This window comes from Candidatus Nitrospira nitrificans (assembly GCF_001458775.1).
GTDB classification, from domain to species: Bacteria; Nitrospirota; Nitrospiria; order Nitrospirales; family Nitrospiraceae; genus Nitrospira_D; species Nitrospira_D nitrificans.
Genome location: NZ_CZPZ01000003.1, coordinates 79,089 through 103,528 on the forward strand (window position 1 = coordinate 79,089; position 24,440 = coordinate 103,528).

Here is a 24,440-nt window from a genome sequence, read left to right on the forward strand (position 1 = left end):
CACGGCAATTGAGCCGTGGAATTCAGTTATCGCAATCGGGGACCACTTCGGCAAGGACGCTTCAATGGGGCCACGGCAATTGAGCCGTGGAATTCGCCGCTCGGCACCGTCACGTGGCGCCCAGAAATACGGGCTTCAATGGGGCCACGGCAATTGAGCCGTGGAATTATCCAGACGACGACGAACAAAACGCACAGGCAGCCTCGCTTCAATGGGGCCACGGCAATTGAGCCGTGGAATTCGCTTCCCGCGCACACGCACTCCTATACCACCGTGCAGCTTCAATGGGGCCACGGCAATTGAGCCGTGGAATTCCGAACGGTGTTGAGAAATCGGCCCTCGCTAGCGTCGCTTCAATGGGGCCACGGCAATTGAGCCGTGGAATTATTGGGTCAGCCTTAAGACCGGCGACAAGCGGGAAGCGCTTCAATGGGGCCACGGCAATTGAGCCGTGGAATTAGGAGGCGACGGGGCACTATATCGTGCGCGAGGCGTTGCTTCAATGGGGCCACGGCAATTGAGCCGTGGAATTCAAGGAAATCGAGGTCCGCCTGGATTTGGAGTACGCCGCTTCAATGGGGCCACGGCAATTGAGCCGTGGAATTCAGAATAGCACTGAAATCCCGTGTTGGCATTGTGGTGGCTTCAATGGGGCCACGGCAATTGAGCCGTGGAATTCTATGACGGTCGATCTTCAATCGCTCGATCCTGTATCGGGGCTTCAATGGGGCCACGGCAATTGAGCCGTGGAATTTCCATAGCCTGAAGAGAAGCGACAATCACAGTATAAGCTTCAATGGGGCCACGGCAATTGAGCCGTGGAATTAGCAAGGTGGGAGAGGTTCCGACTGAGACGACACGCGGGCTTCAATGGGGCCACGGCAATTGAGCCGTGGAATTCAGATATGGTGCTTGACCAGGTGCCTGAGAGCATGTACCCGCTTCAATGGGGCCACGGCAATTGAGCCGTGGAATTCGTTTCTCCGAAATTTGCGCTAGTTGTCAAAATGGTTGCTTCAATGGGGCCACGGCAATTGAGCCGTGGAATTGCACCAGTGATGCAACCCGCTGGCTTGAATCCGATGGCTTCAATGGGGCCACGGCAATTGAGCCGTGGAATTATAGGCCCTGCGGTTGCTTCGGTGATATTCAGGAAGCTTCAATGGGGCCACGGCAATTGAGCCGTGGAATTAGGTCAGCTTGGCTAGACCGATCGACCCGATGTGCTTGCTTCAATGGGGCCACGGCAATTGAGCCGTGGAATTCTGAGATCGTGATCCATGTGATGCAGGGGCATTGGGCTTCAATGGGGCCACGGCAATTGAGCCGTGGAATTCAGCGGCGAACGTGGTGAGCCAGTTGGCCCTGTGTGGCTTCAATGGGGCCACGGCAATTGAGCCGTGGAATTCCGAGGGAGCCTAAACAAGTATGACGCCCGCTGATCTGCTTCAATGGGGCCACGGCAATTGAGCCGTGGAATTCGTTTCTCCGAAATTTGCGCTAGTTGTCAAAATGGTTGCTTCAATGGGGCCACGGCAATTGAGCCGTGGAATTGCACCAGTGATGCAACCCGCTGGCTTGAATCCGATGGCTTCAATGGGGCCACGGCAATTGAGCCGTGGAATTCTAGATCGTGATCCATGTGATGCAGGGATATTCAGGAAGCTTCAATGGGGCCACGGCAATTGAGCCGTGGAATTAGGTCAGCTTGGCTAGACCGATCGACCCGATGTGCTTGCTTCAATGGGGCCACGGCAATTGAGCCGTGGAATTCTGAGATCGTGATCCATGTGATGCAGGGGCATTGGGCTTCAATGGGGCCACGGCAATTGAGCCGTGGAATTCAGCGGCGAACGTGGTGAGCCAGTTGGCCCTGTGTGGCTTCAATGGGGCCACGGCAATTGAGCCGTGGAATTCCGAGGGAGCCTAAACAAGTATGACGCCCGCTGATCTGCTTCAATGGGGCCACGGCAATTGAGCCGTGGAATTATTGGGTATTAGGCCCAAAAAACTTGGCTAAGATTCTGCTTCAATGGGGCCACGGCAATTGAGCCGTGGAATTGTCTGGATGCGTGACTACCTGGAGCGCGGGTTAACTGCTTCAATGGGGCCACGGCAATTGAGCCGTGGAATTGCAGCATGGGTTTGTGGTCGAGCCGTCCCAGGTTCGGGCTTCAATGGGGCCACGGCAATTGAGCCGTGGAATTCCGATTGCGGACGCAAGAGTTCAATAACATCCTGCGAGCTTCAATGGGGCCACGGCAATTGAGCCGTGGAATTTTCTTTGCCCAGCTCATACACCAGCTTGGTCCGCTCGCTTCAATGGGGCCACGGCAATTGAGCCGTGGAATTCTCATATTTCGAGGCGTTCATTTCCCGGTCTTGCTTGCTTCAATGGGGCCACGGCAATTGAGCCGTGGAATTAGGCCCACTGATATCTTGAGACTGATGCCACGCTGTTTGCTTCAATGGGGCCACGGCAATTGAGCCGTGGAATTTCGGCCTTCGCCCGTTCCGTCGCTTTGACAAGGTGCTGCTTCAATGGGGCCACGGCAATTGAGCCGTGGAATTGATCTGTCGTCCAACATCGCCATCGTCCGCAAGGTCGCTTCAATGGGGCCACGGCAATTGAGCCGTGGAATTGACGAAGCGACGATAGCACTTTGGATAGTAGGTAGTCTTTGCTTCAATGGGGCCACGGCAATTGAGCCGTGGAATTAGCTTTCTGCAAAGCTGTCATCAGACAAGGAGTTCTGCGGCACATTGCGAGTACTTCGCCTCAATGTGACGACGGATTGGTGCATCGTTATCTTTTCCCTCCTTTTGTGATCGGTTCTTGTTCATGAGTAGCTGTTCGTTCTCGTTGCATGCGGCGAGTGCTGATCGGTCCCAATCCATTATAGGAGCGCTCGCGTGGCCATCGGCGGAACTTAGACGACACGAGCGCGGCGTGCTTCCAATTCGGCTTTGATCCCCATCGACTCAATGCGCTTGATCGGGTTGCTGTCCGCTGATCCGAGATCGATGATGAGGACCTGATCTTCCCGCAGATCGATAATGTCCGTCAAGGCCGCCTTCATTCGCACGAGGTCGATATCCGGCAAGTCGCATTGAAAGACGGAGAATTGCACATGAGCCCCAAACCCCTTCATGGTCTTGAACACGCGCCGCAGGCGCTTGGGATCGGCAATGTCATAGGTGACCAGATAATGATGGCGCATGGATTACCGTGTGGTAAAGGGCGGCAATTCGGGAATCTCTCCCAGGAGATACCGGCCCAGCAATCGCGCCTGCACTTCCAGCACCCGACGGTAGCTGATCTGATAGCCGAACACTGGATGGGTGATCTCTTGGCTCATGCGCCGCTCGTACGTTTCGATCAGTCGGCGACGGCCTTCCGGCGTGAGCGTGACCGATCCCATGCGTTCAAACCAATCGCTCTGCCGGATCTCGCCGTTGTTGATGGCCGTCAAGACTGCCGAATCGGCAATGAGCGGCCGGAACTCTTCCATCATATCCAGCGCTAACGCCGGGCGACCGTAGCGAGGTTGATGATAGAAACCAAGGAAGGGATCAAGCCCCACGCTTTGCAAGACCACCGTCCACTCCCGCGCGAGCATCGAATAGAGCAGCGACAACATCGCATTGACCGGGTCGCGCGGCGGTCGGCGATTGCGCCCGTCGAAGTCGAAGCGGGCGCCCGGCTCGGCTTCCTTCAACATGCCGGCAAACTCCGAGAAATAGCGGCGAGCCGCCGTGCCCTCGATCCCCAGCAAGGACGCCAAAGAATCCGCCACCCCGGCTTGCACCTGATCCCGCTTCAAATTCTGAATCACGGTCTCCGGCGCGGCGCGATGATTCCGCCTGAGCAACGTGCGGCAATTCGCAATCTTGGCTTGCACACATCGACGGGCCAATACCACGCATCGCTCCGTATCAGCCGCCACCGCATATTGACGGCGCCGCAGCTCCACATGCTTATGCAGCAGGCCGCTCGTCATCCCGTAGAACCAGCCGCCGCTGGAGCAGTACACCAGCGGAATACCCCGCTTGCACAGTTCCTGCACGACCTGCGTGCTCACCTGAACAGCGCCATAGAGGACCACTTGCGACGTTTCCACCAAGCGGGCTTCCCCGATTACCTCATCGTGGTCTTTGATCTTGAGACAGTCGCCGTCCTTCGCCAGTTTCACGCCGGGTGTCTGTACATGCAGCGGGAGCGCATCGTCGTTGGACGGAACCAGCTTGCGGAGCGCAGGCTCCTCGCCTTCACGCGAAGCCCGCAACCAGCCTATTTCATCCGGTAGGCAGAGACCCACCAGCGAACAGCGCGGGCATTTGGGACTGTCCACCAATGGCGGGGGAGCCACGGTCGCCGTCGTCATGGCCCGCATGCCGGCCAACAGTTCGCGCGTTCGTGTCATCAACTCGTCGTCGAACGGCACCTCGACACGTTCGCGGGAGCCGGCGAAATACAGCACACCGTGCGTACAAGCCCATCCCTGTTCCCGCAACAACAGGCCTTGCACACAAAGCTGGACGCGTTCGGGCTCCCACGCCCCTTGCGCCGTATGCGGACGCTTGCCGCGCTTGTAGTCGACAGGAACGACCGCGCTTCCCTCACCCTCCACCAGATCGATCTTCGCGGTCACGCCCAGCTGTTCCGACGAGAGCCAGACGGATCGCTGATGGATCGTGGCTTTCTCCGGCTCCTCTTCGTCAGACTGTCGAGGTTTTTTCGTCGGACTCTGGTCCACACGCCGGTGCTGGAAGCGCCCCTCCACCGTCTCCGCGTTATCGGCAAACTCCCCGTCCACCCACTCGAAATAGGCCAGGCGCGGGCAGTAGGCAAACTCGTTCACCATCCGCGCGGGGAGCAATGGAACATCGCCCCCCGTGGATGGTCCCTGTGATTCCTGTTCCATACCTCCTTATCGGCCGGAGGTGTGGAAATATTCAGTTGTCAAAGAACGGTCAACGGCTGAATGAGTGACGCCTTGTGTTATATACTGACGGCCACTGCCACAATTGAGAGGTCCCTATGGAATATCCCATCATCATCGAACCCGACCCCGAGGCCGGAGGGTATGTCGTCTCCTGTCCGACTTTGAAGGGATGTGTCTCACAAGGCGAAACGGAAGAAGAAGCGTTGGATAACATCAAAGACGCCATCCGGACATATCTCGCCAGCATCGAGGATCTCAAGCGGTTAAAGAAGCTGAGGACCATCGAAGTTGCCGTATGACCAAACTGCCGCAGGTCTCTCATGATCGCGTCGTGAGAGCCCTCAAAACGAGCCGGCTTTTATGTCCTTCGCGAAGGCAAACATATTTAGATGACCGACGAGAAGCATATCGTGATTATTCCGCGTCATCATGTGATCAAACCTGGCACGCTAAAACAGATTCTCGACGCCGCCGACATTTCTGCGGACCGGTTCAAAGAGCTGCTCTGACGTTCTACTTTTCCGGCGTAAACCCGTCGCGCCATTCAGGTGGTTCACCGCCCGGCCGAGGCCGAAGTATCGTTACCCCATTCGCAACTGCCGCTTCACCCGCGCCGGCGGCACCGTACGTTTCCGGCCTTCTGCCTTTTTCGCTTTGCGCAGTTCCAGCAAGTCTTCCATGTCTTCAAGCCGTTCCTTGAGGGACACGAACTCTTGATACGGCAACACCGCGAATTGCTTTTTCCCGTCTTTCACCAAAATCTCTGGATGTAAGGTCATCATGGTCTTAATACCTTGAGAGTCTTGATCGCTCTGGGTTCGAATCCAATTGTGTATTGCATCCTATTTCTCTACCACCGGCATAAACTGGCCGAGGCCGAAGTGACAGGCGTATCCGAGAGCGATAGGCCCAGTCACAGGTTGTTCAAATCGCAACTCGAGCAATCGTCCGCGTGTATCGGGTTGCGCGAGACCATGCTTGCGGCGAAAGCGATGGAAGTGCAATGAGCGCATGACGCGACCACCGTGTCGGATCGAAGCCAGCTCACTCATCTCAACGATCTTGGGTAAATCTGTGCCACGTTGACACCACTCTCGATGCAGCTGCCCAAGGATGGCCGCGGCGGTCGCCTTCGGTGTGCGCAACTCGGGTTTCTTAAGATGCCATGGGTGAAGATAGGGCGTTACACTTCGCCATATCGCGCTTTTACCGGTCAAAGATGTAACCTTGTCGAACAGCGATGCAGTGCCAAAACCCTCCAACATCAGCCTTAGCGGCTCGTTTTCTCCTTGTCGAATTTGCTGAAGGGCGGTGAGTACACGTATGGCTTCGGAACTAAATCCGCCTGGAGCATGTACGAGAAGATGCTCAATCTCACCGCGCTCGTTTGGATCAGAAAGCCAGAAGGCATGTGCGTGGTGGTTGGGTGAATCCAGCTCATGGCCGGATAGCTCGCACGGAATGGCGTTTTCACCTAGAAGTTGCCTGGCGCAGCCCATCGCAGCCAGACGTAACATTTCGCCAACGCGGACCGCGTCTTCGATACGATGAAGCGGTTTGCCGTAGAGCATGAAGCGTGCTGTAGTGATGCCTGCTTTCGGCTTGATGGTCGCCGACTTACGGAGGACCTTCGGCGCAATAGTCTTGAGTGCGTAAAGTGGGCGGCAATAGCTTACGACCCGCGCACAAGGCGGCGCGCTCCAGCCAGCAGCTTGGAGTGCGCCAGTTTCCACACTAATGGCATTCAGCCAGTCACCGGGAAGGGTTGTCAGCAGCTTTTTCTCCACTGGTTTAATTTTGGACGAACGTACCTCAGGATCGAGTTCGATACCGGCGGTTTCGAGCTTAGCTGAACGGAACGCACGATAATTCTCTGGCCTGCTTGGTACCATCAGACGTACGATCTCATGTGTTACTTCTCCTCTCTCCAAATCCACGGCTTCAGCAGCCGGCAGGCAATTGCAGTCCACCGGCGCGTCCGTGCGGCGAGCGTCCACCCAGGACTCGGCGCGACCCAGAAAGCCCAGATTCTCAAGCAGGGCGTCGAGCATTTCAGTTTGTGCCGTGTCGAGCACGAGTGCCGGCCAAACAACGACAACAGGATTATCATCCGCGACTCGCACGAAGGCATCGAACACCAACGTGCGTTTATCCTTGCCAGGCATATAGTGTCGAGAGTGGGCGTGAATCGCACACTCAGGCAAGCGATACGATGGCGGTTCTGCTCCCGCAAGTTGCGCCAACAGTTCATGCAGGCGCTCGCGTGGAAAACGTACGGGATCGAGCTTGCGATGCCATACCGCGATGAATGCGCGCGTGATACGCCACAGGTCTGGCGGCCAGGCCACGTCCGCTTCGTTGACGTGCCGCCCCCAGGGAGTGGCATGATAACGCCCGGCTGGAAAAGTGAAGGCAATGGAGAGCATGGCAACCTCAGCTCCAATTTACGCGAGTAACGCGGTCATCCGGCCATTTCTGTTCCTTGGCGACTGTGGCAATTAAACCCGGGAGCACAGCTTTGAGTTCATTAAGCGCTGGCAAGACAAAGCCCGTCGGACGCTTGACGACGATGCCGGACTCTTTAACCTCAAGATCGCAGGCCGTGCGCAAACGCAAACCTGAATCGAGAAAGGCCTGAATCTTGAACAATGCTAAGGCAATCAAAAGCTGTGTAACAGAATGGCCCAAGCCGAAGGCGCGAATCTGCGCTAAATCAACATTGAAAAAGGCTATGATCTTTGCGGATGTGAACTCGGAACGCGGAAAAGGCACATTGCCGAATCCCTTGCCTGTGTCACCGGAAGGGTTGACGTGATCATTCTTTACCCCGCCGCTTTGCGCTTCCGTGATTTCTTCGGCTTCAATGAATGATGACAGTACACGCGGCAAACGTAGGCGCCCGCCAGCAAGATCGGATTTGGCGAGGAAAACGCCGTGGATCAAAGCATTCGTGTCTAGCTTCAAAAGAACGGCCGCGAGTTTCTTAATATCGACCGGCCCCTCTTCCATTTCAGCAAGCTGGGACTTGAGGGATTGGAGAACACTCTTGTCTTTACCCTCGAGAACATAAGGCGAGTTGATGCGATGTGCTTCCAAAACGGTATTGGTTAGTGCCTCCTCAATTTCTTTGCCGTCCTTACCTTTCAATTTCTTGAACACCTTAATGAGTGGAAGCCCCTTAATCGGTGCCACCCAATCATCAGTAGATCTATCCCAACACACGGCTTCCAGGCGATTCGCCATGCTCTGGGCGGATTCGACCAGCAGCATCCGTTCACCATTCGGCCCATCATACGTAGCGGGTCCCAAATTAGGAAAGCCAGTCGGCTGGAAGCGTGTGCCCTGCAAGGGCTGTAAGTGGGCCTCCAACAACAGACGTGGAGCATCAGCCAAAGGCATGAGTAGTGCGTCGAGAGTTTGCGGCATAGTGGTTCTCCTGTTAGGCGATGATGTGGGCTGGTTCAATCGGTTCGATGTCCAATGTCGGGCGTAAATCGAGACTGCGCAGCAGCTTTCGGGTTTCAAAAACACTGAGCGGAATACACAGTGCAGCGAGCCAGCGTGCACCGTCCACTCCGACGGCCCCGGGCGGGTTTCGGCCTGGCAGCTGCACGCCGACCGCGCGCAGCCGTTGCCAGGCCATGCGCACGGCAGCCTGTAGGTCGTTGGCGGCCAGACGTGCAGGGATTTCAGCAGGCAGGCGAACGCTCTGATCAGGCGGCAGCCACTTCAAGGCACGGAGAACTGACTCCGGCGTGAAGAAGACTTTCAGCAACGCGAATGTGGGCGGAAGTGTAACTTCTTCGTTACTACGTGGCGGCTTGGCACCGCTCCAGTCCACACAAGCAAGACCCCCAAGAAGTTCGCTGATGAGGGTGTCATCGGTGACTCTACCGAGAAACTGGACTACATCGTCGCAGGTGGCGCCGGTCTGGCTGGCTAACACTTCGCCTTCCGCGCCGAGCGCTATCGCTTCCAGCCTCCGCCGGTGCAACAGCTTGGTTAGATTTCCGGTGAGCGGCCCCGGCCCCCAAACTGCGAGTCGGGACGCGGGGTCCCATGCGCGGTCACCATCCCTGTTGAGGGTTTCGCTGACCGTAGCACGATGTCGGCGGGCGTGAAGAACTCTTCGACCTTTGTCATCCCACAGGCACAAACCAGCGAGTGCTGCAGCGATGCGGAATTCGGTGGACTGATCGTCCGCCTTTATCGCCCAAGGTAATGATAGGCAAGGGGCCGGAACGCGCACGAATTCTTGTGACTTGGGGCTGACATTGAGTGCGGCTTCAATATCCCCCACCCATCGCAGCACAGTTTGCATAGCAGCGCGGCTGGCTTGTTGTGCCAACGCAAATAGCGCGGCGTCAAGTTGATGGGCGGCAGCGCAGAAGGCGTTAGGGGCGTTCTCGTCACGCGCATAACGCTGCACGGTGGCAAGCCAGTTGCGGCGTTCAAGTTCGGCAATGAGGTCGGCATCTAGATTTCGACGCACGGCGATGCGCGACAAGGGTGTCGCCAGAAAATTCTTCCCTTGCCGCTTCAGGAAACCGTAACGCTGGAAACTCCGTATTCCACGGTTGACCCCCAATTGAGCCACAGCGCGGGCAAAGGCGAGACCATCGCGGGCGGAGCGACCATTGAGGGTGGCGCGGCCTTCGCTCAACAAAGATCGAATTTCAGCCACCCCGCACGGAACCGCCCACAGTGGCATCCATATTTCATTGCGCGAATCATCATCATCTCCTGCTCTGGCGGCTCCCTCGGTTCCCATCCGGCCACGCACGACGAACGGAGCCGACAGGATGGCCCGGTCGACGAACTCCAACCGCCGCACAGCGGAAGCGGCGAAAAGCATGGCACCTTCGAGCATAAGGATGAAATCCCACGCGTTGGTCTGGGCACCACCCTCGAAGCCCGACGATGCGTTCGGGCCGCCTGCTAAACCAGGAGCAAACTGCCCCATAGCACTTTCTGAAAGCAAATTGCACGGGGCGCCGAACAACGCTGAATTGAGACTGTCGTCTGCGCCTGGACCTGCCGCACCTGTTGCTACGTCAATCACATCCAAAAGCCGTTGCATGAAATTGTTCGTGAAATCGAGGTTTCCATCGTTCCCTCCCGTGCCAAGTAATGGAGGAAAGCTCGTCTCGTAGCCAGCGATCACAACCGCGCTGTCCATGGCGGACAGACAATGGTCAGAAGCAAGGTTTCTGAACGCTTGAATGAATCGGTCTTTCTGGTTGTTCGTCGAGGTGTTTTCAGGCACTTCAACAATCTTGAAATCGGCGACAATGCCACGAGCGATGGCGATCGCATCTCGATAGTCTGCGAATCGTGCGGAGGTGGATTGCGCTATCGCGGCTACTGTCCTTGTGGCCTCTGTCTCTTGATCTCGAACGCCGGTCTTGAGCTTCTTGCCTGTGACTGGGTCTTTCTCTTTGAGCTTGCCTTCCTGGAAGTAAAAGCCGCTGCCGCCGTTCCACGGTGCAATCAACGGCGTAGGCCGATACCACTCCAAAAAGAACGCACGCAGTTCGTCCTTCGTCAACTCCGTGCGCAGCACAAACACGTCCTCGCGCCAAAATCCGGTGGCCTCGGGGTCTCCACCCCCATCGGCCCCTGCTTCGGCCACCAAGCGCAGCACGGCCAGCGCCTTGAGATAAGAGGCTAGTGGCGTGGGCGTGCAGCCGGGCAACGGATGTTCATGGATCATTTCACACCTTCCTGTTCTACACGCGAAGCGCGCCAGTCGGCGATTCGCACCAGTGCCTCACACCAAGCCAATTGAAAAGGTCCGAGATTCTTCAACAATCTTTGGGTGCGTGTGGTCCAGGACGGGCCTTGGGGGCCATCGCCGAGCTGCATCAGGTCCAGTTTGAGTTCGACTTCAGGGATAGCCTCGCCGTCCTCGAAATGCATGACTGGAAGGCGATCACCATCCCATACGCCACGCGCGAACAGGCGCCCATCCGGCGCTTCACCTTCTTGAGGAAGTGCGCGCAGAGACATGCGAACCTTGCCGTGGTGCGCGGCAATCAGGTACGCGACCTCGTCGGCGTCAGCCTGGGCACCATGCAGTGCCAGCCAGGCAAGCGCCGACGCGAGTTCGTGACGAAAGTAAGCGCGCTTCACCGCCTTGCCGTCCACCATCACTTGATAACGAGGTTTGCCTGGTTTGCGGTCCGAATTACGTCCAGCCTTCGCCCAATGTCCAGTGTCCAATGTTGCTCCCGTTCCCTGTTCGTGCGCGTACCGGAGCATCGAATCGAAGGCTTCATGCGCCTTGCCTACATCATGCCAACGTGCAGCGCGGATGATGGCCTGCGACTCTTCGACCGCCAGCGCCGTACACAACTCACGCGCCTTTTGTTCCACGTCGGCAAGGTGGCGCGGAAGCATCACCGCTACCTGCAACAAGCTGCGATGGTCGTCGTCAAACGCTTCTTCGCTCAGAGATTCCTTTTCAGGCGCGATGACCGTAGGAGCCTCGACCGTATCACTTTCCGGATAAAAACCGAGTTGCGCTGTATAGCCACCAACAGCGGCTTTCAGCATCAGCGTCATGCCAGGGCGCAGGCGCAGACCTTTGGGATTGGGCGACGTCCATTTGCGGGCCAATGTGTCCCACACAAATACATCTCCGATTTCCAAACGATCCAGCAGCTTCTTTGCCGCACCTAACCCAGCGCGGCACAACTCTTCACGCGATGCCGGCGGTTCGTCCTGCGGATCTCCGGCCAGTGCACGCCAGAACAGGAGTACATCGGCATCATCGGCGTCCCGAATGTAGTGCGCGATATCCACGTCGAAACCAGATAGATCAGGGTCGGTGTTAAACAGGTCGAGGAAATCCTTGCGCCGCAAGACTGGATGCAACGGGGCATCAGCGGTGACCGGCGGAAGATCCACGGGTGAGGCGCTCGTGAGATTTGTGAGAATTTTTCGCGCGTCCTCAAGTTCGTCGGTGTTGTAGGGCTTCGCATCCGCTACGTCCATCCAGATAACCTGCGCCTCTTTTGCCTCATTGAACTCGCCATAACGATTGCAGCGTCCAAAACGCTGCACCAGCGAAGCCCAGGGCGCCAGTTCCGTGAATAGCACACGAGCGGATAGATCCACGCCAGCTTCGATCGCCTGGGTGGCAATGACGATGCGGCCTTCGGCTGGCGGGACAGAATGCAGACGCTCTTCGTTCGCGCGGCGATCCTCGGCGCGGAACCGGGAGTGAATCAGCAGCCGTTCCGGGATGCTTGAAACAGATTGAACTGGTGTCGCTGTTTTCTTTCTGCCTTTCACCGGCGGTTCCGAGAAACGTCTTTCCAATTCAGCAAACAAGCCCTGCGCCCGTTCGACGGTGTTGAGGATTGCCAGTGTGGTGGTGCGCGGCTGATGCGCGGCAAGGATGCGGTCAGCCAATCCTTTGAGATAAGCTTTGATGTCGTCGCCCGTCAGCTTGTCGGCCTTCTCGTTTTCCTCCGCCTTTTCCGGTTTGGTAGACTTTGTCGAGACGAGCGCCGCATCGCAACAGCTCAGAGACTTGACCGCCTCCCGTCTCTCTCGAACCTCAGATGTCTTCTTTTCGTCGTCGCTCAGCTCCAGCGGGATCGTTGAGGTAGGATCGAAATCTACCGTTTTTAACCAATCCCGCTTGAGCGTGGCCGAGACCCAAATACTGTGGCTGTTTGAGGCCAAACCGATCTTCTGGCGAAATGCCTCCAATTGCGCGCTGGTCTTCAAGCCAGGCCCCATCAACTGGACTTCATCAAATACCCACAGCGCATCGTTATGCAGCCAGGCAAAGTGCACCGGCCACTGATATCGGCTCATTCCATAGCCGCGCATCAGCGCTCGCGAAAGAAGCATGTCCTGGGTACCGATCAGGATCGCATCTTCTTCCGGGTACTCGGCCCAGGTCGCCCTTTTCACGTCTTCAGCACCGCCCATCAGGAAATGTACAGATACCCTGCCTTCGCCCCCCTTGCCTTGAATACCAAGTTTCTTGAGCCAGCTGGATACGTTCCTATGCGTCTGCTCCACCAGCACTCGCATGGGCAAGCAATATACCAACCGCCTTGGAGTTGCCCTTCTGACTTCTAAATCAGCGAAGCGCCTTCGCCATAACCATCCCAACACCGCCATCGCGGTCTTGCCCATCCCCGTCGACACATCCACCAGTTCCGGTAAAGTTTGCTCACAGGCAAAACGAACCTGATAGGGATAGGGCTCATACTCAGTTGCCCGATGAAACCACAGTTTGAACTCTTGTGTATCTCTCATTGTCACCTTCCCTGTCGCCTACCCTATGAACCTATGAACGATATCGCACGATTCTTTGTGAGGTCGCAATTTGCGACTTCAAGCAGTTCTGCGGAAATTGGCGCAATCAGCCGATATCCCGGTAAGCCCAGGGCATGTGTTGCCACCACCAGTCGAAGTCTGCTGCTGGTGATTCATCTCCGGCATCGCCCCCTCATGCGCAGCATGAGACCTCGCCTGCCTGATTTCTTTATAGGAGCTGAAGAGCCATACGCTTTTCTTTTGGCGGAATCAAGAGACAAACGTACGTATTATCTTCACTTCTTGTATCGAATCCCCATCATTTCACCCAGCGGCGCAACCGGCGCGGTGGATTGCATTGGTTGACTTTGTGCAGGAGACTGTTCAATGGAGTCCTCGCTCGCCCGCTTTGCCTTTCGATGCGCTTCCTGTCCAATCGCCCCATGGCGTTCGATCCCGCCAATCCACCCATCCAACAGCGCTGGATATCGGCCATGCGCAGCGCTCTAGATAGATCTGATCAAACCCGTACGACTGTCCTTCACTCCCCAGCTCCGACGAGTCCAATGAGAGGCGGGGGCCAGCGTGCAGATTACCGTGCATGACCAGGTGATCGCTGAAATTCGCGCCGTCGAGCAAGGACCTGCGCCTAGAGCCGCCACGACGCTCTTGAGACTCATGGCCAAGATGCCTACGCGGCGGACGAAGAAGGTCCCGATCTCTTCTCATGTGAAATCCCATTTGTATGGCCCGCGTGGCGCGATCTGCTGAGGAGCCTCTCGACCTCGGCCTGACCGTCCTTCCATACCGTCACTCAGCGTCTGTTCTCTCTCCTGCCCGCACCCAGCGGCTCAAACGGCACGGTCGAGTTGTACTGGTTGACCGGATTCAACGGATTCTCCGGGTGATATCGATTCACCGGATTGAAGGGATTGGTGGGATTGTATCGGTTGACCGGATTCACCGGATTGTCGGGATCGAATTTGTTCACAGGATTGAACGGGCTGTCCGGGTCGTATTTGTTGACTGGGTTGAGCGGATTGTCCGGCGCATAGCGGTTGACCGGATTGAAAATGTTGTAGTCGCGCTCATAGCGCTCGTCGAATCCCATATCGGCCAGGCACGTTGCGACCCACATGCATAGCATCGTCCCAATCAGCAAACTATATTTCATGGCCACCTCCATATGATGCACCTTCATTTGCTGTGTCCATGATACGCAACGACTGTGACATCGGAGGTCCCTGTCCAAAAGATTCCCTTGTCGCGCATTTTCCTCGGACTCAGGTAGGGGGGTTCGACAGCTGTTGAAGTTCTCGCTCTGAGCCGGTCGTGACATCCAAGGTCCCTACCGATGCCTCTGTGCCGACCGCTTACGATCCAACCAAGGCCGAATTTCCAGCGAGAACGATTGACATCTGCCTACTCCATGCATACGATACCGGCATATCGAACAGAGGTGATGCATGCGTACGACCTTGGATCTCAATGAGAAACTCATTCGTGAACTTATGGACGTGACCTCAGCCAAAACCAAGACGGATGCAATTCATCAGGCGGCCTCGGAATTGATTCGGCGAAAAAAACTGGATGGGCTCAAGTCCTTGAGCGGCAAGATCCACCTCGACCTGGATTGGAGTAAGCTGGAACAGACCGAGATCCGTCATCAAGCCTCCTTGAAACGCCGCCGACATGGTCATCGCTGATACTTCTGTCTGGATTCCATTCTTTAATCGTCCAGATTCGCCTGAAAAAGCTACCCTCGACTTGCTCATTGACGCCGACGAGGTCGTCCTTGTCGGGGTGGTCCTGGCTGAATTGCTCCAGGGTTGCCGCACATCATCCGAACGGGATACCCTTTCCGATGCCTTGCTGGCCTTGCCCTATCATGAAGTGACCCAGTCCACTTGGTCACAGACGGGTAACCTTTCGTCACAGTTGCTTCGCAGAGGCGTGACCTTGCCGCTGTCGGATCTGATCATCGCTGCCTTGGCAATCGAGCACAACTGCCATGTGTACAGTCTGGACATCCACTTCAAAAGGATTCCGGGTGTACGTCTGTATCCGCCCGCATGACGCTCATCGTTCTCATAGCGTTGAGCCGGAGTTTCTTCGAAGAATAGAGTCAGCCTCTTCCACAACAGCCACTCGCAGATTGTTGGGGCGCACGACCCGCACGCCGCTGCTGAAGCTGAGCACCCAGCCGACGAGCTCTCGGCTGTCGGCAACCGCCAATACCATCCGCAGCTTGCCGCCCGGCAGTCCCGTAAGCTGTTGGCTGGGGTGCCAGACCCGGTCTTTCGCCCAGGCCGCCGTTGGTTTATCAAGTTCTAACTCAACTTCGACACGAGGCCCGCGCATGACGGTGAGGGAGTCTTCCACAAAGGCATCGAAGTCGAAGTGCAGCGGGATCTGATAGGGCAGATCGGTCGGTGTGACGGACTTGATCCGTTCGACGGCAAACATGCGGGGCTCTTCGCGCAGATGACAGTACCCGACCAAGTACAGTCCCCCGGAGGCATACCAAAGGCGGTACGGATCGACCTCGCGCCGAGTCACGCGGCCCCGCGAGGCGGAGTCATAGCGCATCTGGATGCGCTTCTTGTCGGTAATGGCATGGGTGAGGCGCTCGACGATCTCACGATGACGCTTGTATCGTTTGTGCGGGCCGAGGCCGACGGAGAACGTGTCTTCAAGCTGATGGACAAGCGCGAGCCCCTCCGGCGGCAGCGCCGCGGAGGCTTTGCTCAGAGCCGATTGCAACGAGGCATGGATGGCGGTGCCTTGCAGCGGAGCGATGAGGCTGCGGCTCAAGGTGAGCGCCATCAGCTCGGTGGGTGACAAGCGCAGCGCCGGAGCGTTCCGCAGGCCGTCGAGGAGTTTCCAGCGCGTGCGGCCGTCGATCCGTTCGGTCAACAAGGGATAGCCGGCCGATTCGATCGCGTCGAGGTCCCGGCGTAAGGTTCTTAGGTGGCGCGCGGCGGAATGGTCGAGCCCTTCGGCGAGTTGTTCGAGCGTGAGCCCATGCCGCGACGATTCCAGTTTCGTGAGCAGGATGAGCTGCCGAACGGCCTGATCATTGCGCGGCATCGTTTACCCTGACGGTTTGCCAGGAAGCGTGCATCGGCATGAGATGTGGCGGGACGTTTATACGCCTATTTCGAGGCCTAATCAATCTCCATCTTCGTATCACATGAGCGAATGTGGGTATTTTTCTCCGAAGTCAGAAGCCGGCTAAGCCGTGGCTGGCTCGGCAGGAGGATAAACCGGCCAAGCTTGGCCGGCCGATACCCATCAAAGTCCCGACGAGCGAGTGCCAGGCCGAGGCGGGACTGATACGTGTCTTACGACTTCTTGATTCGGTCGAGGATCAGCGCGATGCAGCCGCCCAACAGCCCCCCGCCCATGATGGTGGTCAGCAACTCAACCAGTTTCAGCTCCCACACGGACCCTTGCGCCTGCATCACTTCCCTGATGCCGCCTTGCACCATGATGACGGCCAGCGCCATCGTCGCCCCCACGACAAACCACCAAAGAAAAACTTTCGTCGACGTCACCGAAACCTCACAGGTCAGGGCTGCGGTCAAATGAACGGTATTGAATGGCTTCCGCGATGTGCAGGGCCTCAATCCTCTCCGAATCGGCCAAATCGGCAATGGTGCGCGCAACCCGTAGGATACGCCCATGCGCTCGCGCCGACAGTCGCAATCTCGCCATGGCCTGTTCAAGCAACTCCTGAGCGGACTGATCGAGTCCACAATACCGCTTTACCATCCGCGGCTTCAACTGCGCGTTCGTATAAATTCCGTCCCGTCGGTACCGTCGCCGCTGACGTTCTCGAGCTCCGATGACGCGCGATCGGATCACGGCCGATCCCTCCGGCGCGGGCAGGTCGGCGCGGAGCTCCCGGACCGGAACGGGAGGCACGTCCAGATGGATATCCAGCCGATCCAGCAGCGGCCCGGAGAGTTTCGCGCGATATCGATGTATCTGAGGGCCGGTACACATACAGGGCCTGATTCGATCCCCGTAGTATCCGCAAGGACAAGGATTCATCGCGGCAATCAACATGAACCGAGCCGGATATTTCAGCGTTCCGCTTACTCTGGTCAGGACGATATGTCCATCTTCCAACGGTTGTCGCAATCCTTCGAGCACCCCCCGTTTGAACTCAGGAGACTCGTCCAGAAACAGCACGCCGTTATGCGCAAGGGAAACTTCCCCGGGCTTCGGAACGGTGCCTCCCCCGACAAGGCCGGCATCAGAAATGCTGTGATGGGGCGCGCGGAAGGGTCGAACCGTCAACAAGGGCCGGTCCGGAGCAAGTTGCCCGGCGACGCTATGAATACGGGTCGTTTCAATGGCTTCCTCTGATTCCAGCAGCGGAAGAATCGAGGGCAGGCGCCGAGCCAACATCGTCTTGCCCGAACCAGGAGGACCGACCATCAGCACATTGTGTCCGCCCGCCGCCGCGACTTCCAGCGCCCGCTTGGCATGGTCCTGCCCACAGACATCGGTATAGTCCTCGTCTTCCGTCGTCCCGGCGGACTCCGGCAACACATGGGTCGACCGGCTCCGCGCAATGGCGTGGCTCCCCTTCAGAAACTCCACGGCTTCGGGGAGGGTATGGAGTGGATAGGCGCTGACGCCGTCCACCAGCGCCGCTTCAGCGCCATTGTCGGCCGGCAGCAACAGGTCATACTTGGTTCGGCACGCGAGCGCAAACGACAAGGCTCCCGTGACCGGCTTCACTCGGCCATCCAACGACAATTCTCCGATCAGCACCCGCTGGTCCAGCATCGCCTGCGGGATGACTTCTTCCGCGACGAGAATTCCGACGGCGATGGCAAGGTCGAGTCCCGATCCTTCTTTTTTCAGACCGGCGGGAGCGAGATTGACGGTAATCCGTTTGGCGGGAAAGTGAAACCCCGTGTTCTTCAGCGCGGAGCGCACGCGGTCACGACTTTCCTTGACGATGGCATCAGGCAGGCCGACGACCGAGAATTGCGGGAGACCGCCGGAGATATCGACCTCGACATCCACCAGATGCGCGTCGAGCCCGACAAGCGCCGCGCTCCTCACTTTGGCAAGCATGAAAATATTGCCTTTCTGTTCCGGACCGCGGCCGAACCGGGGAATTATAGGAAGTCCCTACGGACGTTTCAATAGTGGACCGGCGCCAAGTCCCCTTCAAGCGAAGCTTGGCATGTACCTCCTCGCCCCGTCGTTCGCTACGGCCTTCGGAGAGACATCCTCCGGGAAGGTCCGGCCATCTTGTCGGCATCGATCGAGTCTTTCCGCGGCCTGCTGGCACCGCTCCTCCCGACTCTGTCATAATCCGCCCATGCGCCTCTGGCATTTCCCGGAGGGAATGGTCTCTCCGATTCGCTCACCCTCCACCTGGCAGGTTCGCCTGATCGTGGCCGTCGGCCTCGCGCTCTCGGCCCTCTCAATGGACCACGCGTCATCCGTTGCGGAACACCAACCCCTTTCAATTCCGGCGCAGCAGGCAACGCGCCCCTCTCCCTATGTCGGGTCGGCCATGGCCGTTCTCGCGACGCTGGAACAGGCCCAGGTGCTTCCGCCTGAAGGCAGCCGAGAAGCTGATCGTGTCATTCAGTCCGTGATCCAACTCCAATCCGCGTTCGCCAAGGGCACCGATCCGTTCGTGCAGAATTTCGCGCGCCGTGCCGTGGCCGCCAAGCACGGCGAGCACGCATCGACTGTCCTGGAACGATTTCGCTCAAGCGGATGGACGGCGGAGATATTGGAGGCGCTCGCGGACGCGGACCTGCCGGCGGCGGCCGAACAGCAACTGGCCACGGGGCTGAGACCGTTCAACCTGTCCGTCGATGATTTCACGCGACTCATGCAGCTCGTGCGAGACGGCCGGTCGGCGCTCGCCGCGCGAGGGAACACGTTTGAAGAGATCTACGCATACCATCGAAAGGCGATGCCGTGAGCGAAGCGCTTGCGCGCATGTTTCACATTTGGGGTTTCAGGTTTCAGGTTCCCCGACGAATCACCAACGAGAAACCAGAAACCTGCAACTTGAAACTCAGCACCGCGGGCAGGCATATAGACACTCGGCATCACACACTTAGAGCAGGGAGGGTCACATGGCAACGAGAGCCTACATTCTCATCAAGGTCAAAGCGGGCAAAACCAAGGATGTCGTCGCCACGCTGAAGCGCATGCCCGGAGTCGAACAAGCCCATTCCTGTTTCGGCCGTCCGGATATTTTTCTCTTTATCAGCGTCCAGGATGAACGAGCGCTGTCCGACGTCGTCATCACCAAGATCCATGCGGTCGACGGCGTCGAAGAAACCGACACTCACATCGTCGCGGAATGAGAGCGCGTCACGATGCAAGAGTGGCTCGTGAAGCCCGCTTCGCACGTCTCGCGGCTTCATCGACGCGAGCCGACTCAGCGAGGCTAAGCGTCGTTCTTATCTCGTCATCCAGGCAAGGGTTTCAGGTTGCAAGTTGCGCGAAGGTATCCTGTTCGAACTTGAAACGGGAAACCTGAAAACTCGAACTGATCGGAATAGGCATTACGAGCGGCGATCGAGGACGACATGAGCGCCTCCCGCTTGCGCTGAGCGGTAACAGGCTTCGGCAATTTCCACCGCGCGGAATCCGTCTTCGCCCGTGACGGGCATCGGCGTGCCATCCTTCACGGCCTGCAAAAACGCCGTGAGGGTGGCAAGGACCGTCTGGGCCGGAGGGAGATCACAGTCACTCGTTCCGGTTTCGTCGGAGCAATGGAGCCGGCGCTGCCCCCAATCGGCCTCCAGTCGTCCCTGCGAGCCGCTCCATATTGCCCGCCCAACGCGCCCTACCGCCACCCGCGCGATTTCGATCCGGCATGCCGTTCCTCCGGTGGTGAGATCGACGGAGGCCGAAGTTTCAGGCGCGGCGGACGGGAGGACATCCATCGTGCAGCGCGCGGTGGAGACTTCTTCACCGGTCAAGAATCGAACCAGGTCGAGCATATGCACCCCGATTTCCAGCAGGGCTCCCCGCTTGCCATAGCCGTCGGCATGGTCAGGAGCCGTTGCTTTGAGCTCAATCCGGCTGATCAAATCCAATCGTTCCGATCGCCCGATACGATGCCGCAACGTTTTCATGCGCTGAATCGTGTGATCGAACCGGAGGGTCTGCGCCGTCATCAACGGCACCCCCGCCTCACGGGCCAGGACCACCATCGCCTGAGCATCGGCTGCGGTGGTTGCCAGCGGCTTTTCGATCAGGAGAGGCTTGCGGGCCTGGACCGCCAGCCGACAGATATCCAGGGAATAGATCGGCGGAGTGACGACAAGAACCACGTCGACCATGGGATCGGCGATCAGCGATCGAGGCTCTTTATAAATTGTAACGGAGGAAGCTCCGGGAAGATCAAACCCCTGTTCGGGATGCTGCCGGCAGACGGCCCTGAGAGAAGCAGTGGGGAGATCGCGCACAAGGTGCCGGGCATAGCGCATCCCATGCCGACCCACGCCGATCAACCCCACACCGATGCGAGTTTCGTTCACAGACTCCCTACGACAGAGCCACTGTAAGCAGCGCCGGTCATTCAGTCAATGGGGCCCATTTGACATTCCCGGAACAGGGTTCATATAGTACGGTCTTTCTGAGCAGAAAGCCGCTCCCAATAAAAACACGCCGACCATGTCCACGACGCACGCCACACCGTTCACATTAGAACAGATCGGAACAGGAACCGCGCGCTTTCCAACCGGCGTGCCGATTCCCACGCACACCGATCAGATGGTCGACCCCTACTTCAAGAGCAAAATGCCGAAGGAGCACCAAATCGATTCGTTGCTCTTCTGGCCGCAACAACCGGGGACCTATCCAGGGCTTGTCCTGTTGCATGATCGATGGGGCTTGACCGGACAGATGAAGGATCTCGGCGCTCGGCTGGCCTGTGAAGGGTATGCGGTGATCATTCCCAATCTCTACGGCCGGTTGGGAGGAATGGTGACCGCCAACGACGACGTGGCGGCGGCGCTGCTGGAGCGCCAGAACGACGCGCATGTCATCACGGATATCAATTCCTGCTGTGAATACCTCAATACCTGCCACTTCGCGAAAAGAAATATTCATGGAGTCGTGGGGTACGGAATGGGCGGGTCCTATGCGCTCCGTTTCGCGTGCCATCGGAAACGATTGCGCGCGGCCGTCTCCTACTACGGCAAGCCGGTCACGCCCACAGAGCTGATGCGCGATCTCTTTTCACCGGTGCTCTATCACCAGGCAGGGAAGGACACCTGGGCGACTCAAGCCGACGTCGAACAACTACGCAGCGCCTCCGCCGAATATGCCAAGCGAGTCGAGATTCATCTCTATCCCGAGGCGGCCCACGCCTTTTGCAACGAGATGAAGCCGGCCTCCTATGCCCCTGACGATTCGGCCCTCGCCTGGGAACGAACCGCGATTTTTTTAAAGTCTTGTCTCCAAGGAATATGACCCACGGCACACCGTCTCCGCGCAACCAGACTCACGCGCGCTCGATTCTCGCCGGCCCATCCCGCCGCCGAGCGTTCGGCGAACTGTGGAATGCCACGGTGATGTTCCTTGCGCTCATCATGGGGAGCTCCATCCTCCTGTCGTCCCCACCGGTCCGAGCGGAAGACGCGTCGCCGATGCTTCTCTCTCAGATGATCTCGCAGAAGGGAAGCCCCCTCGCATCAATCGATTCGGACGAGAGCGCCCAAGCGTTATTCACCGCAACCATCGGCCCTGCGCTCGGTCTCAACGATGCCGCAAGGGCAATCGGAGCCAAACGACTTTCCGGCAAGCTGGTCAAGGAGTTGCGCCTGACTGACTTGTCCCAATCCATCTCTGAACTGATGGCGGCGCTGGCGGTCTGGCAGTTTGCTGATTCGATCGCCCATGATGAGGCGCCCTCCACGACCGGCGCCTCCCTGCGCGCCGCACAGCAGGATTGGGTCACGAGCCGCAGCAAGATCACGCCACTCGCCGACCTGTTCCGCCTCATCCAGACAGACCAGAGAACAGAACCATCTCACGCGACCGTCCCGCCGAAGAATACGGAGCTGTTACTCGCCGCGACCCGTACCGCGCTCGAAGCCAGTCAAAAGGCGACCGCCGCTTGGTGGGACATCTATTGGTGGAAGGAACGGATCCGGCAGGCGAAAGGCCGGGCTCGACTGTGCGGGACCTGGCAATGGATCATTCATAACCACCAGATCCATGGAGAGCAGAAGTCCACCGTCATGTTCCCCCCACTCGGACAGGTCTCGGCCCAGGCCTCGGCGCCGACCGAGATCATCGTCCTTGGAGATGCCATTTACTTGCGATGGGAGCATAACGGCCAGCTCCAAGAGGACAGTCTGTTGTTCATCAAGGACGATGCGAAAATCGAAGGGTCGTTCGTGAACAACATGGGAGGATGGGGACCGATCTCCGCCAAACGCATGGCCCCCTGCCAGCCGTAGCCCTGCTTACAAACGAGTGAAGCGTATCTCGTGAAGCGTGAAGCGCGTGGAGGATAGTGGGATCTTTTCAACATTCTGTGCCACGCCAGGCGCGCCAGGCCAGCACCGACCACCCCACGATAAACAGCGCTCCACCGATCGGCGTCACTGCTCCGAGCCAACGCACTCCCGACAACGACACGCCATACAGACTACCGGAAAATAACACCATCCCTGCCAAAAACAGCCAGCCGGCTTTGGCCGCTCCCGCATCGCGGCCGAACCGCACCACAAACCCACTCAAGACCATGCCGAAGGCATGATACATCTGATAGCGAGTCGCCGTGTCATAGACTGCCAGCATGGGTGGCTCCAGGATGTCTTTGAGCATATGAGCGCCGAATGCGCCGGCTGCCACGCCCAATCCAGCGCTGACACAGCCGATCAACACCAGCCACCGTGATGACGCATCGACATCCATCGGATACTCTCCTCCTGATATACCGATTGCAGACCTAGCCGGCTGCCATGCAGGATGCGCAAAAAGGCCGTCCAGCAAGACCGCAGCGAGCGAAGAGGCGAATCGTACTCTGGGCCGTACGTTGAGTCTCTGAGCGATGCGAGAACGCCGCTGGCGGTCTTTTTCCGCATCCTGCTCGGCGATAATACGCGATCCCACCTGAATACTCCATCCGGCGCACCGTGCCTGATGACCGCTCCTCGTATGCTTATGCTATAGTTTTCTCATGGATCGACGTGGCGTGACGAAAGGTCCCCTTTGGTTACTGACCCTGCTTCTCGTACTGGGAAGCGGGCTCGTGTCGGCTGAATCCCCACAGACGGAACGCAACAACGGTCTGACCGTCGAAGACCTCGCACAGGGGGTACGGAGCGCCGCGCGCAACATCGAAAAAGAAATCCCCAAGATCGGACCGGCGATCGGCAAAACCGTCACTTCCCTCACCGGAAATAGTTCGGAAACGAAACCAACTCGGCCACACACCGCTCCCAAGAAATAATTCTCGATCCCGGCCAAGAGGGATACGTACAACTCTGCCTTTGATTCTTTCTCTCGACTCCTGTATGTTGTCCTTCGTTCGCCATTGACACGACGCACAGGCGACTCCCGCTTCTCACGGTGAAACGCCTGTGTCGCCCAGAGACAGCAGAGGAATCGAACCGGCTCACCTACAAGAGGATCGTCACCATGTGGGACAAAAAGCGAGAACTCGAATCGGACAATGCAAATTTTACGGTTCTAGGGAAAGACGTCACATTCAAAGGCATCGTCCATTTTCACAGCACCGTTCAAATTGATAGTTCCATCGAAGGAGAAATCCACGCCAAGGGCATGTTGGTGATCGGCGAAAATGCGCTCATCCGAGGCTCGATCATTGCCGAATCCGTTGTCTGCAGAGGAAAAATTCAAGGGAACGTCACCGCGAGCAGCAAGATCCAGCTCCTGAAGCCGGCGGTCCTGCTCGGCGATATCGTCTCCCCGTCGTTTTCGCTGGAAGAAGGCGCGTTCTTTAAAGGATCCATCGACATGGGCTCCCATCCGGTGGTCGATGAGCTCCAACAGTCGACCGTGGTGCTCTCTGAGTTTTCGCCGCGGCTCAACTCATCGAGGCCTGTGCTGATTGAAAGCGAGTGAGAGAGCTGACACTCCCCGCTTGCGTAGAGACGGCTCGGCCATCTCCCTTCATCAATCGAATATCGTTACCGCTCGCATTCAATCTCTCTCCGCTTGTCCTTCTGTAAAGATACCTCCCCT

23 protein-coding genes and 1 CRISPR repeat array (1 of these 24 only partly in view) are annotated in these 24,440 nt (G+C 57.8%); of the genes, 9 read left to right on the forward strand and 14 right to left on the reverse strand.

The genetic code is table 11. The annotated features are described in order from the left end of the window. A CRISPR array of direct repeats spans window positions 1-2,719; the repeat unit is 36 nt; unit sequence GCTTCAATGGGGCCACGGCAATTGAGCCGTGGAATT (it extends 232 nt beyond the left edge of the window). 211 nt (window positions 2,720-2,930) lie between these two features. Together cas2 and cas4g/cas1g are read right to left on the reverse strand one after the other, a co-directional pair. Next, on the reverse strand, window positions 2,931-3,221 hold the full coding sequence (gene cas2, locus COMA2_RS03295) for a CRISPR-associated endonuclease Cas2 (RefSeq protein ID WP_090894621.1): 291 nt from the start codon (window positions 3,219-3,221) through the stop codon (window positions 2,931-2,933). 3 nt (window positions 3,222-3,224) lie between these two features. Beyond that, the gene (gene cas4g/cas1g / locus COMA2_RS03300) at window positions 3,225-4,925 is read right to left on the reverse strand and encodes a CRISPR-associated endonuclease Cas4g/Cas1g (RefSeq protein ID WP_217490602.1); all 1,701 of its coding nucleotides are present in this window, start codon (window positions 4,923-4,925) and stop codon (window positions 3,225-3,227) included. 116 nt (window positions 4,926-5,041) lie between these two features. Between cas4g/cas1g and COMA2_RS03305 the strand changes: the two genes are divergently transcribed. Continuing rightward, complete coding sequence (locus COMA2_RS03305) at window positions 5,042-5,245, forward strand: type II toxin-antitoxin system HicB family antitoxin (protein ID WP_090894622.1); 204 nt, start codon at window positions 5,042-5,044, stop codon at window positions 5,243-5,245. A gap of 282 nt (window positions 5,246-5,527) precedes the next feature. Here COMA2_RS03305 and COMA2_RS03310 read toward each other — a convergent pair whose 3' ends face one another. From COMA2_RS03310 to COMA2_RS03340, 7 genes are all read right to left on the reverse strand, one after another. Beyond that, complete coding sequence (locus COMA2_RS03310; RefSeq protein ID WP_090894624.1) at window positions 5,528-5,728, reverse strand: prevent-host-death family protein; 201 nt, start codon at window positions 5,726-5,728, stop codon at window positions 5,528-5,530. 60 nt (window positions 5,729-5,788) lie between these two features. Further along, window positions 5,789-7,372, reverse strand: a complete 1,584-nt coding sequence (gene csb2 / locus COMA2_RS03315; RefSeq protein ID WP_090894625.1) for a type I-G CRISPR-associated protein Csb2 — start codon at window positions 7,370-7,372, stop codon at window positions 5,789-5,791. 7 nt (window positions 7,373-7,379) lie between these two features. Beyond that, on the reverse strand, window positions 7,380-8,372 hold the full coding sequence (gene cas7g, locus COMA2_RS03320) for a type I-G CRISPR-associated RAMP protein Csb1/Cas7g (protein WP_090894627.1): 993 nt from the start codon (window positions 8,370-8,372) through the stop codon (window positions 7,380-7,382). Between the two features lie 13 nt (window positions 8,373-8,385). Next, window positions 8,386-10,659, reverse strand: coding sequence for a type I-G CRISPR-associated protein Cas8g1/Csx17 (gene cas8g1 / locus COMA2_RS03325; protein WP_090894629.1), 2,274 nt, complete (start codon window positions 10,657-10,659; stop codon window positions 8,386-8,388). Beyond that, a complete protein-coding gene (gene cas3g, locus COMA2_RS03330) occupies window positions 10,656-13,223 on the reverse strand; it encodes a type I-G CRISPR-associated helicase/endonuclease Cas3g (RefSeq protein ID WP_090894630.1) in 2,568 nt (855 codons plus the stop codon). The genes cas8g1 and cas3g overlap by 4 nt, the downstream gene beginning before the upstream one ends. 319 nt (window positions 13,224-13,542) lie before the next feature. Continuing rightward, on the reverse strand, window positions 13,543-13,719 hold the full coding sequence (locus COMA2_RS20025; protein ID WP_175304369.1) for a hypothetical protein: 177 nt from the start codon (window positions 13,717-13,719) through the stop codon (window positions 13,543-13,545). A gap of 318 nt (window positions 13,720-14,037) precedes the next feature. Beyond that, window positions 14,038-14,397: a hypothetical protein gene (locus tag COMA2_RS03340; protein ID WP_139077005.1), complete on the reverse strand. Its 360-nt coding sequence runs from the start codon at window positions 14,395-14,397 to the stop codon at window positions 14,038-14,040. A 292-nt stretch (window positions 14,398-14,689) separates the two neighbouring features. Between COMA2_RS03340 and COMA2_RS03345 the strand changes: the two genes are divergently transcribed. Both COMA2_RS03345 and vapC read left to right on the forward strand, forming a co-directional pair. After that, window positions 14,690-14,929 (forward strand): type II toxin-antitoxin system VapB family antitoxin, encoded by a 240-nt coding sequence (locus tag COMA2_RS03345; RefSeq protein ID WP_090894636.1) that lies wholly within the window; start codon window positions 14,690-14,692, stop codon window positions 14,927-14,929. Continuing rightward, a complete protein-coding gene (vapC, locus tag COMA2_RS03350) occupies window positions 14,916-15,299 on the forward strand; it encodes a type II toxin-antitoxin system VapC family toxin (protein WP_090894638.1) in 384 nt (127 codons plus the stop codon). The genes COMA2_RS03345 and vapC overlap by 14 nt, the downstream gene beginning before the upstream one ends. Before the next feature lie 12 nt (window positions 15,300-15,311). On the opposite strand, the gene COMA2_RS03355 is transcribed toward vapC, so the two are convergent. From COMA2_RS03355 to COMA2_RS03365, 3 genes are all read right to left on the reverse strand, one after another. Next, on the reverse strand, window positions 15,312-16,313 hold the full coding sequence (locus COMA2_RS03355) for a helix-turn-helix transcriptional regulator (protein ID WP_090894640.1): 1,002 nt from the start codon (window positions 16,311-16,313) through the stop codon (window positions 15,312-15,314). A gap of 254 nt (window positions 16,314-16,567) precedes the next feature. Then, window positions 16,568-16,780 carry a hypothetical protein gene (locus COMA2_RS03360; protein WP_090894642.1) on the reverse strand — a complete coding sequence of 71 codons (213 nt, stop codon included), beginning with the start codon at window positions 16,778-16,780 and terminating at the stop codon, window positions 16,568-16,570. 7 nt (window positions 16,781-16,787) lie between these two features. Beyond that, window positions 16,788-18,317, reverse strand: coding sequence for a YifB family Mg chelatase-like AAA ATPase (locus COMA2_RS03365; RefSeq protein ID WP_090894644.1), 1,530 nt, complete (start codon window positions 18,315-18,317; stop codon window positions 16,788-16,790). 277 nt (window positions 18,318-18,594) lie between these two features. On the opposite strand from COMA2_RS03365, the gene COMA2_RS03370 reads away from it, so the two are divergent. Next, window positions 18,595-19,185, forward strand: coding sequence for a hypothetical protein (locus COMA2_RS03370; protein ID WP_090894646.1), 591 nt, complete (start codon window positions 18,595-18,597; stop codon window positions 19,183-19,185). Window positions 19,186-19,342: 157 nt separating this feature from the next. Beyond that, window positions 19,343-19,576, forward strand: coding sequence for an Lrp/AsnC family transcriptional regulator (locus tag COMA2_RS03375; RefSeq protein ID WP_090894647.1), 234 nt, complete (start codon window positions 19,343-19,345; stop codon window positions 19,574-19,576). Between the two features lie 201 nt (window positions 19,577-19,777). On the opposite strand, the gene COMA2_RS03380 is transcribed toward COMA2_RS03375, so the two are convergent. Next, a complete protein-coding gene (locus COMA2_RS03380; RefSeq protein WP_090894649.1) occupies window positions 19,778-20,758 on the reverse strand; it encodes a Gfo/Idh/MocA family protein in 981 nt (326 codons plus the stop codon). A 136-nt stretch (window positions 20,759-20,894) separates the two neighbouring features. Between COMA2_RS03380 and COMA2_RS03385 the strand changes: the two genes are divergently transcribed. Together COMA2_RS03385 and COMA2_RS03390 are read left to right on the forward strand one after the other, a co-directional pair. Further along, on the forward strand, window positions 20,895-21,695 hold the full coding sequence (locus tag COMA2_RS03385; protein WP_090894650.1) for a dienelactone hydrolase family protein: 801 nt from the start codon (window positions 20,895-20,897) through the stop codon (window positions 21,693-21,695). Beyond that, window positions 21,692-22,687 (forward strand): hypothetical protein, encoded by a 996-nt coding sequence (locus COMA2_RS03390; protein WP_090894652.1) that lies wholly within the window; start codon window positions 21,692-21,694, stop codon window positions 22,685-22,687. The genes COMA2_RS03385 and COMA2_RS03390 overlap by 4 nt, the downstream gene beginning before the upstream one ends. Before the next feature lie 67 nt (window positions 22,688-22,754). Here COMA2_RS03390 and COMA2_RS03395 read toward each other — a convergent pair whose 3' ends face one another. Beyond that, window positions 22,755-23,345, reverse strand: coding sequence for a DUF423 domain-containing protein (locus COMA2_RS03395; RefSeq protein WP_245630858.1), 591 nt, complete (start codon window positions 23,343-23,345; stop codon window positions 22,755-22,757). Between the two features lie 82 nt (window positions 23,346-23,427). Between COMA2_RS03395 and COMA2_RS03400 the strand changes: the two genes are divergently transcribed. Both COMA2_RS03400 and COMA2_RS03405 read left to right on the forward strand, forming a co-directional pair. Continuing rightward, window positions 23,428-23,685, forward strand: coding sequence for a hypothetical protein (locus COMA2_RS03400; RefSeq protein WP_139077007.1), 258 nt, complete (start codon window positions 23,428-23,430; stop codon window positions 23,683-23,685). Window positions 23,686-23,873: 188 nt separating this feature from the next. Then, window positions 23,874-24,320, forward strand: a complete 447-nt coding sequence (locus COMA2_RS03405; RefSeq protein WP_090894656.1) for a bactofilin family protein — start codon at window positions 23,874-23,876, stop codon at window positions 24,318-24,320. Window positions 24,321-24,440 lie beyond the last annotated feature (120 nt).

What these genes read in the sequence shown, in the direction of transcription:
- COMA2_RS03405 (WP_090894656.1), top strand. Translation starts at nt 23,874, where the DNA reads ATGTGGGACAAAAAGCGAGAACTCGAATCGGACAATGCAAATTTTACG.
- COMA2_RS03340 (WP_139077005.1), bottom strand. Translation starts at nt 14,397, where the DNA reads ATGAAATATAGTTTGCTGATTGGGACGATGCTATGCATGTGGGTCGCA.
- COMA2_RS03355 (WP_090894640.1), bottom strand. Translation starts at nt 16,313, where the DNA reads ATGCCGCGCAATGATCAGGCCGTTCGGCAGCTCATCCTGCTCACGAAA.
- COMA2_RS03390 (WP_090894652.1), top strand. Translation starts at nt 21,692, where the DNA reads ATGACCCACGGCACACCGTCTCCGCGCAACCAGACTCACGCGCGCTCG.
- csb2 (WP_090894625.1), bottom strand. Translation starts at nt 7,372, where the DNA reads ATGCTCTCCATTGCCTTCACTTTTCCAGCCGGGCGTTATCATGCCACT.
- cas7g (WP_090894627.1), bottom strand. Translation starts at nt 8,372, where the DNA reads ATGCCGCAAACTCTCGACGCACTACTCATGCCTTTGGCTGATGCTCCA.
- cas4g/cas1g (WP_217490602.1), bottom strand. Translation starts at nt 4,925, where the DNA reads ATGGAACAGGAATCACAGGGACCATCCACGGGGGGCGATGTTCCATTG.
- vapC (WP_090894638.1), top strand. Translation starts at nt 14,916, where the DNA reads ATGGTCATCGCTGATACTTCTGTCTGGATTCCATTCTTTAATCGTCCA.
- cas8g1 (WP_090894629.1), bottom strand. Translation starts at nt 10,659, where the DNA reads ATGATCCATGAACATCCGTTGCCCGGCTGCACGCCCACGCCACTAGCC.
- COMA2_RS03345 (WP_090894636.1), top strand. Translation starts at nt 14,690, where the DNA reads ATGCGTACGACCTTGGATCTCAATGAGAAACTCATTCGTGAACTTATG.
- COMA2_RS03385 (WP_090894650.1), top strand. Translation starts at nt 20,895, where the DNA reads ATGTCCACGACGCACGCCACACCGTTCACATTAGAACAGATCGGAACA.
- COMA2_RS20025 (WP_175304369.1), bottom strand. Translation starts at nt 13,719, where the DNA reads ATGGCCGATATCCAGCGCTGTTGGATGGGTGGATTGGCGGGATCGAAC.
- COMA2_RS03365 (WP_090894644.1), bottom strand. Translation starts at nt 18,317, where the DNA reads ATGCTTGCCAAAGTGAGGAGCGCGGCGCTTGTCGGGCTCGACGCGCAT.
- COMA2_RS03375 (WP_090894647.1), top strand. Translation starts at nt 19,343, where the DNA reads ATGGCAACGAGAGCCTACATTCTCATCAAGGTCAAAGCGGGCAAAACC.
- cas3g (WP_090894630.1), bottom strand. Translation starts at nt 13,223, where the DNA reads ATGAGAGATACACAAGAGTTCAAACTGTGGTTTCATCGGGCAACTGAG.
- cas2 (WP_090894621.1), bottom strand. Translation starts at nt 3,221, where the DNA reads ATGCGCCATCATTATCTGGTCACCTATGACATTGCCGATCCCAAGCGC.
- COMA2_RS03370 (WP_090894646.1), top strand. Translation starts at nt 18,595, where the DNA reads ATGGTCTCTCCGATTCGCTCACCCTCCACCTGGCAGGTTCGCCTGATC.
- COMA2_RS03305 (WP_090894622.1), top strand. Translation starts at nt 5,042, where the DNA reads ATGGAATATCCCATCATCATCGAACCCGACCCCGAGGCCGGAGGGTAT.
- COMA2_RS03310 (WP_090894624.1), bottom strand. Translation starts at nt 5,728, where the DNA reads ATGATGACCTTACATCCAGAGATTTTGGTGAAAGACGGGAAAAAGCAA.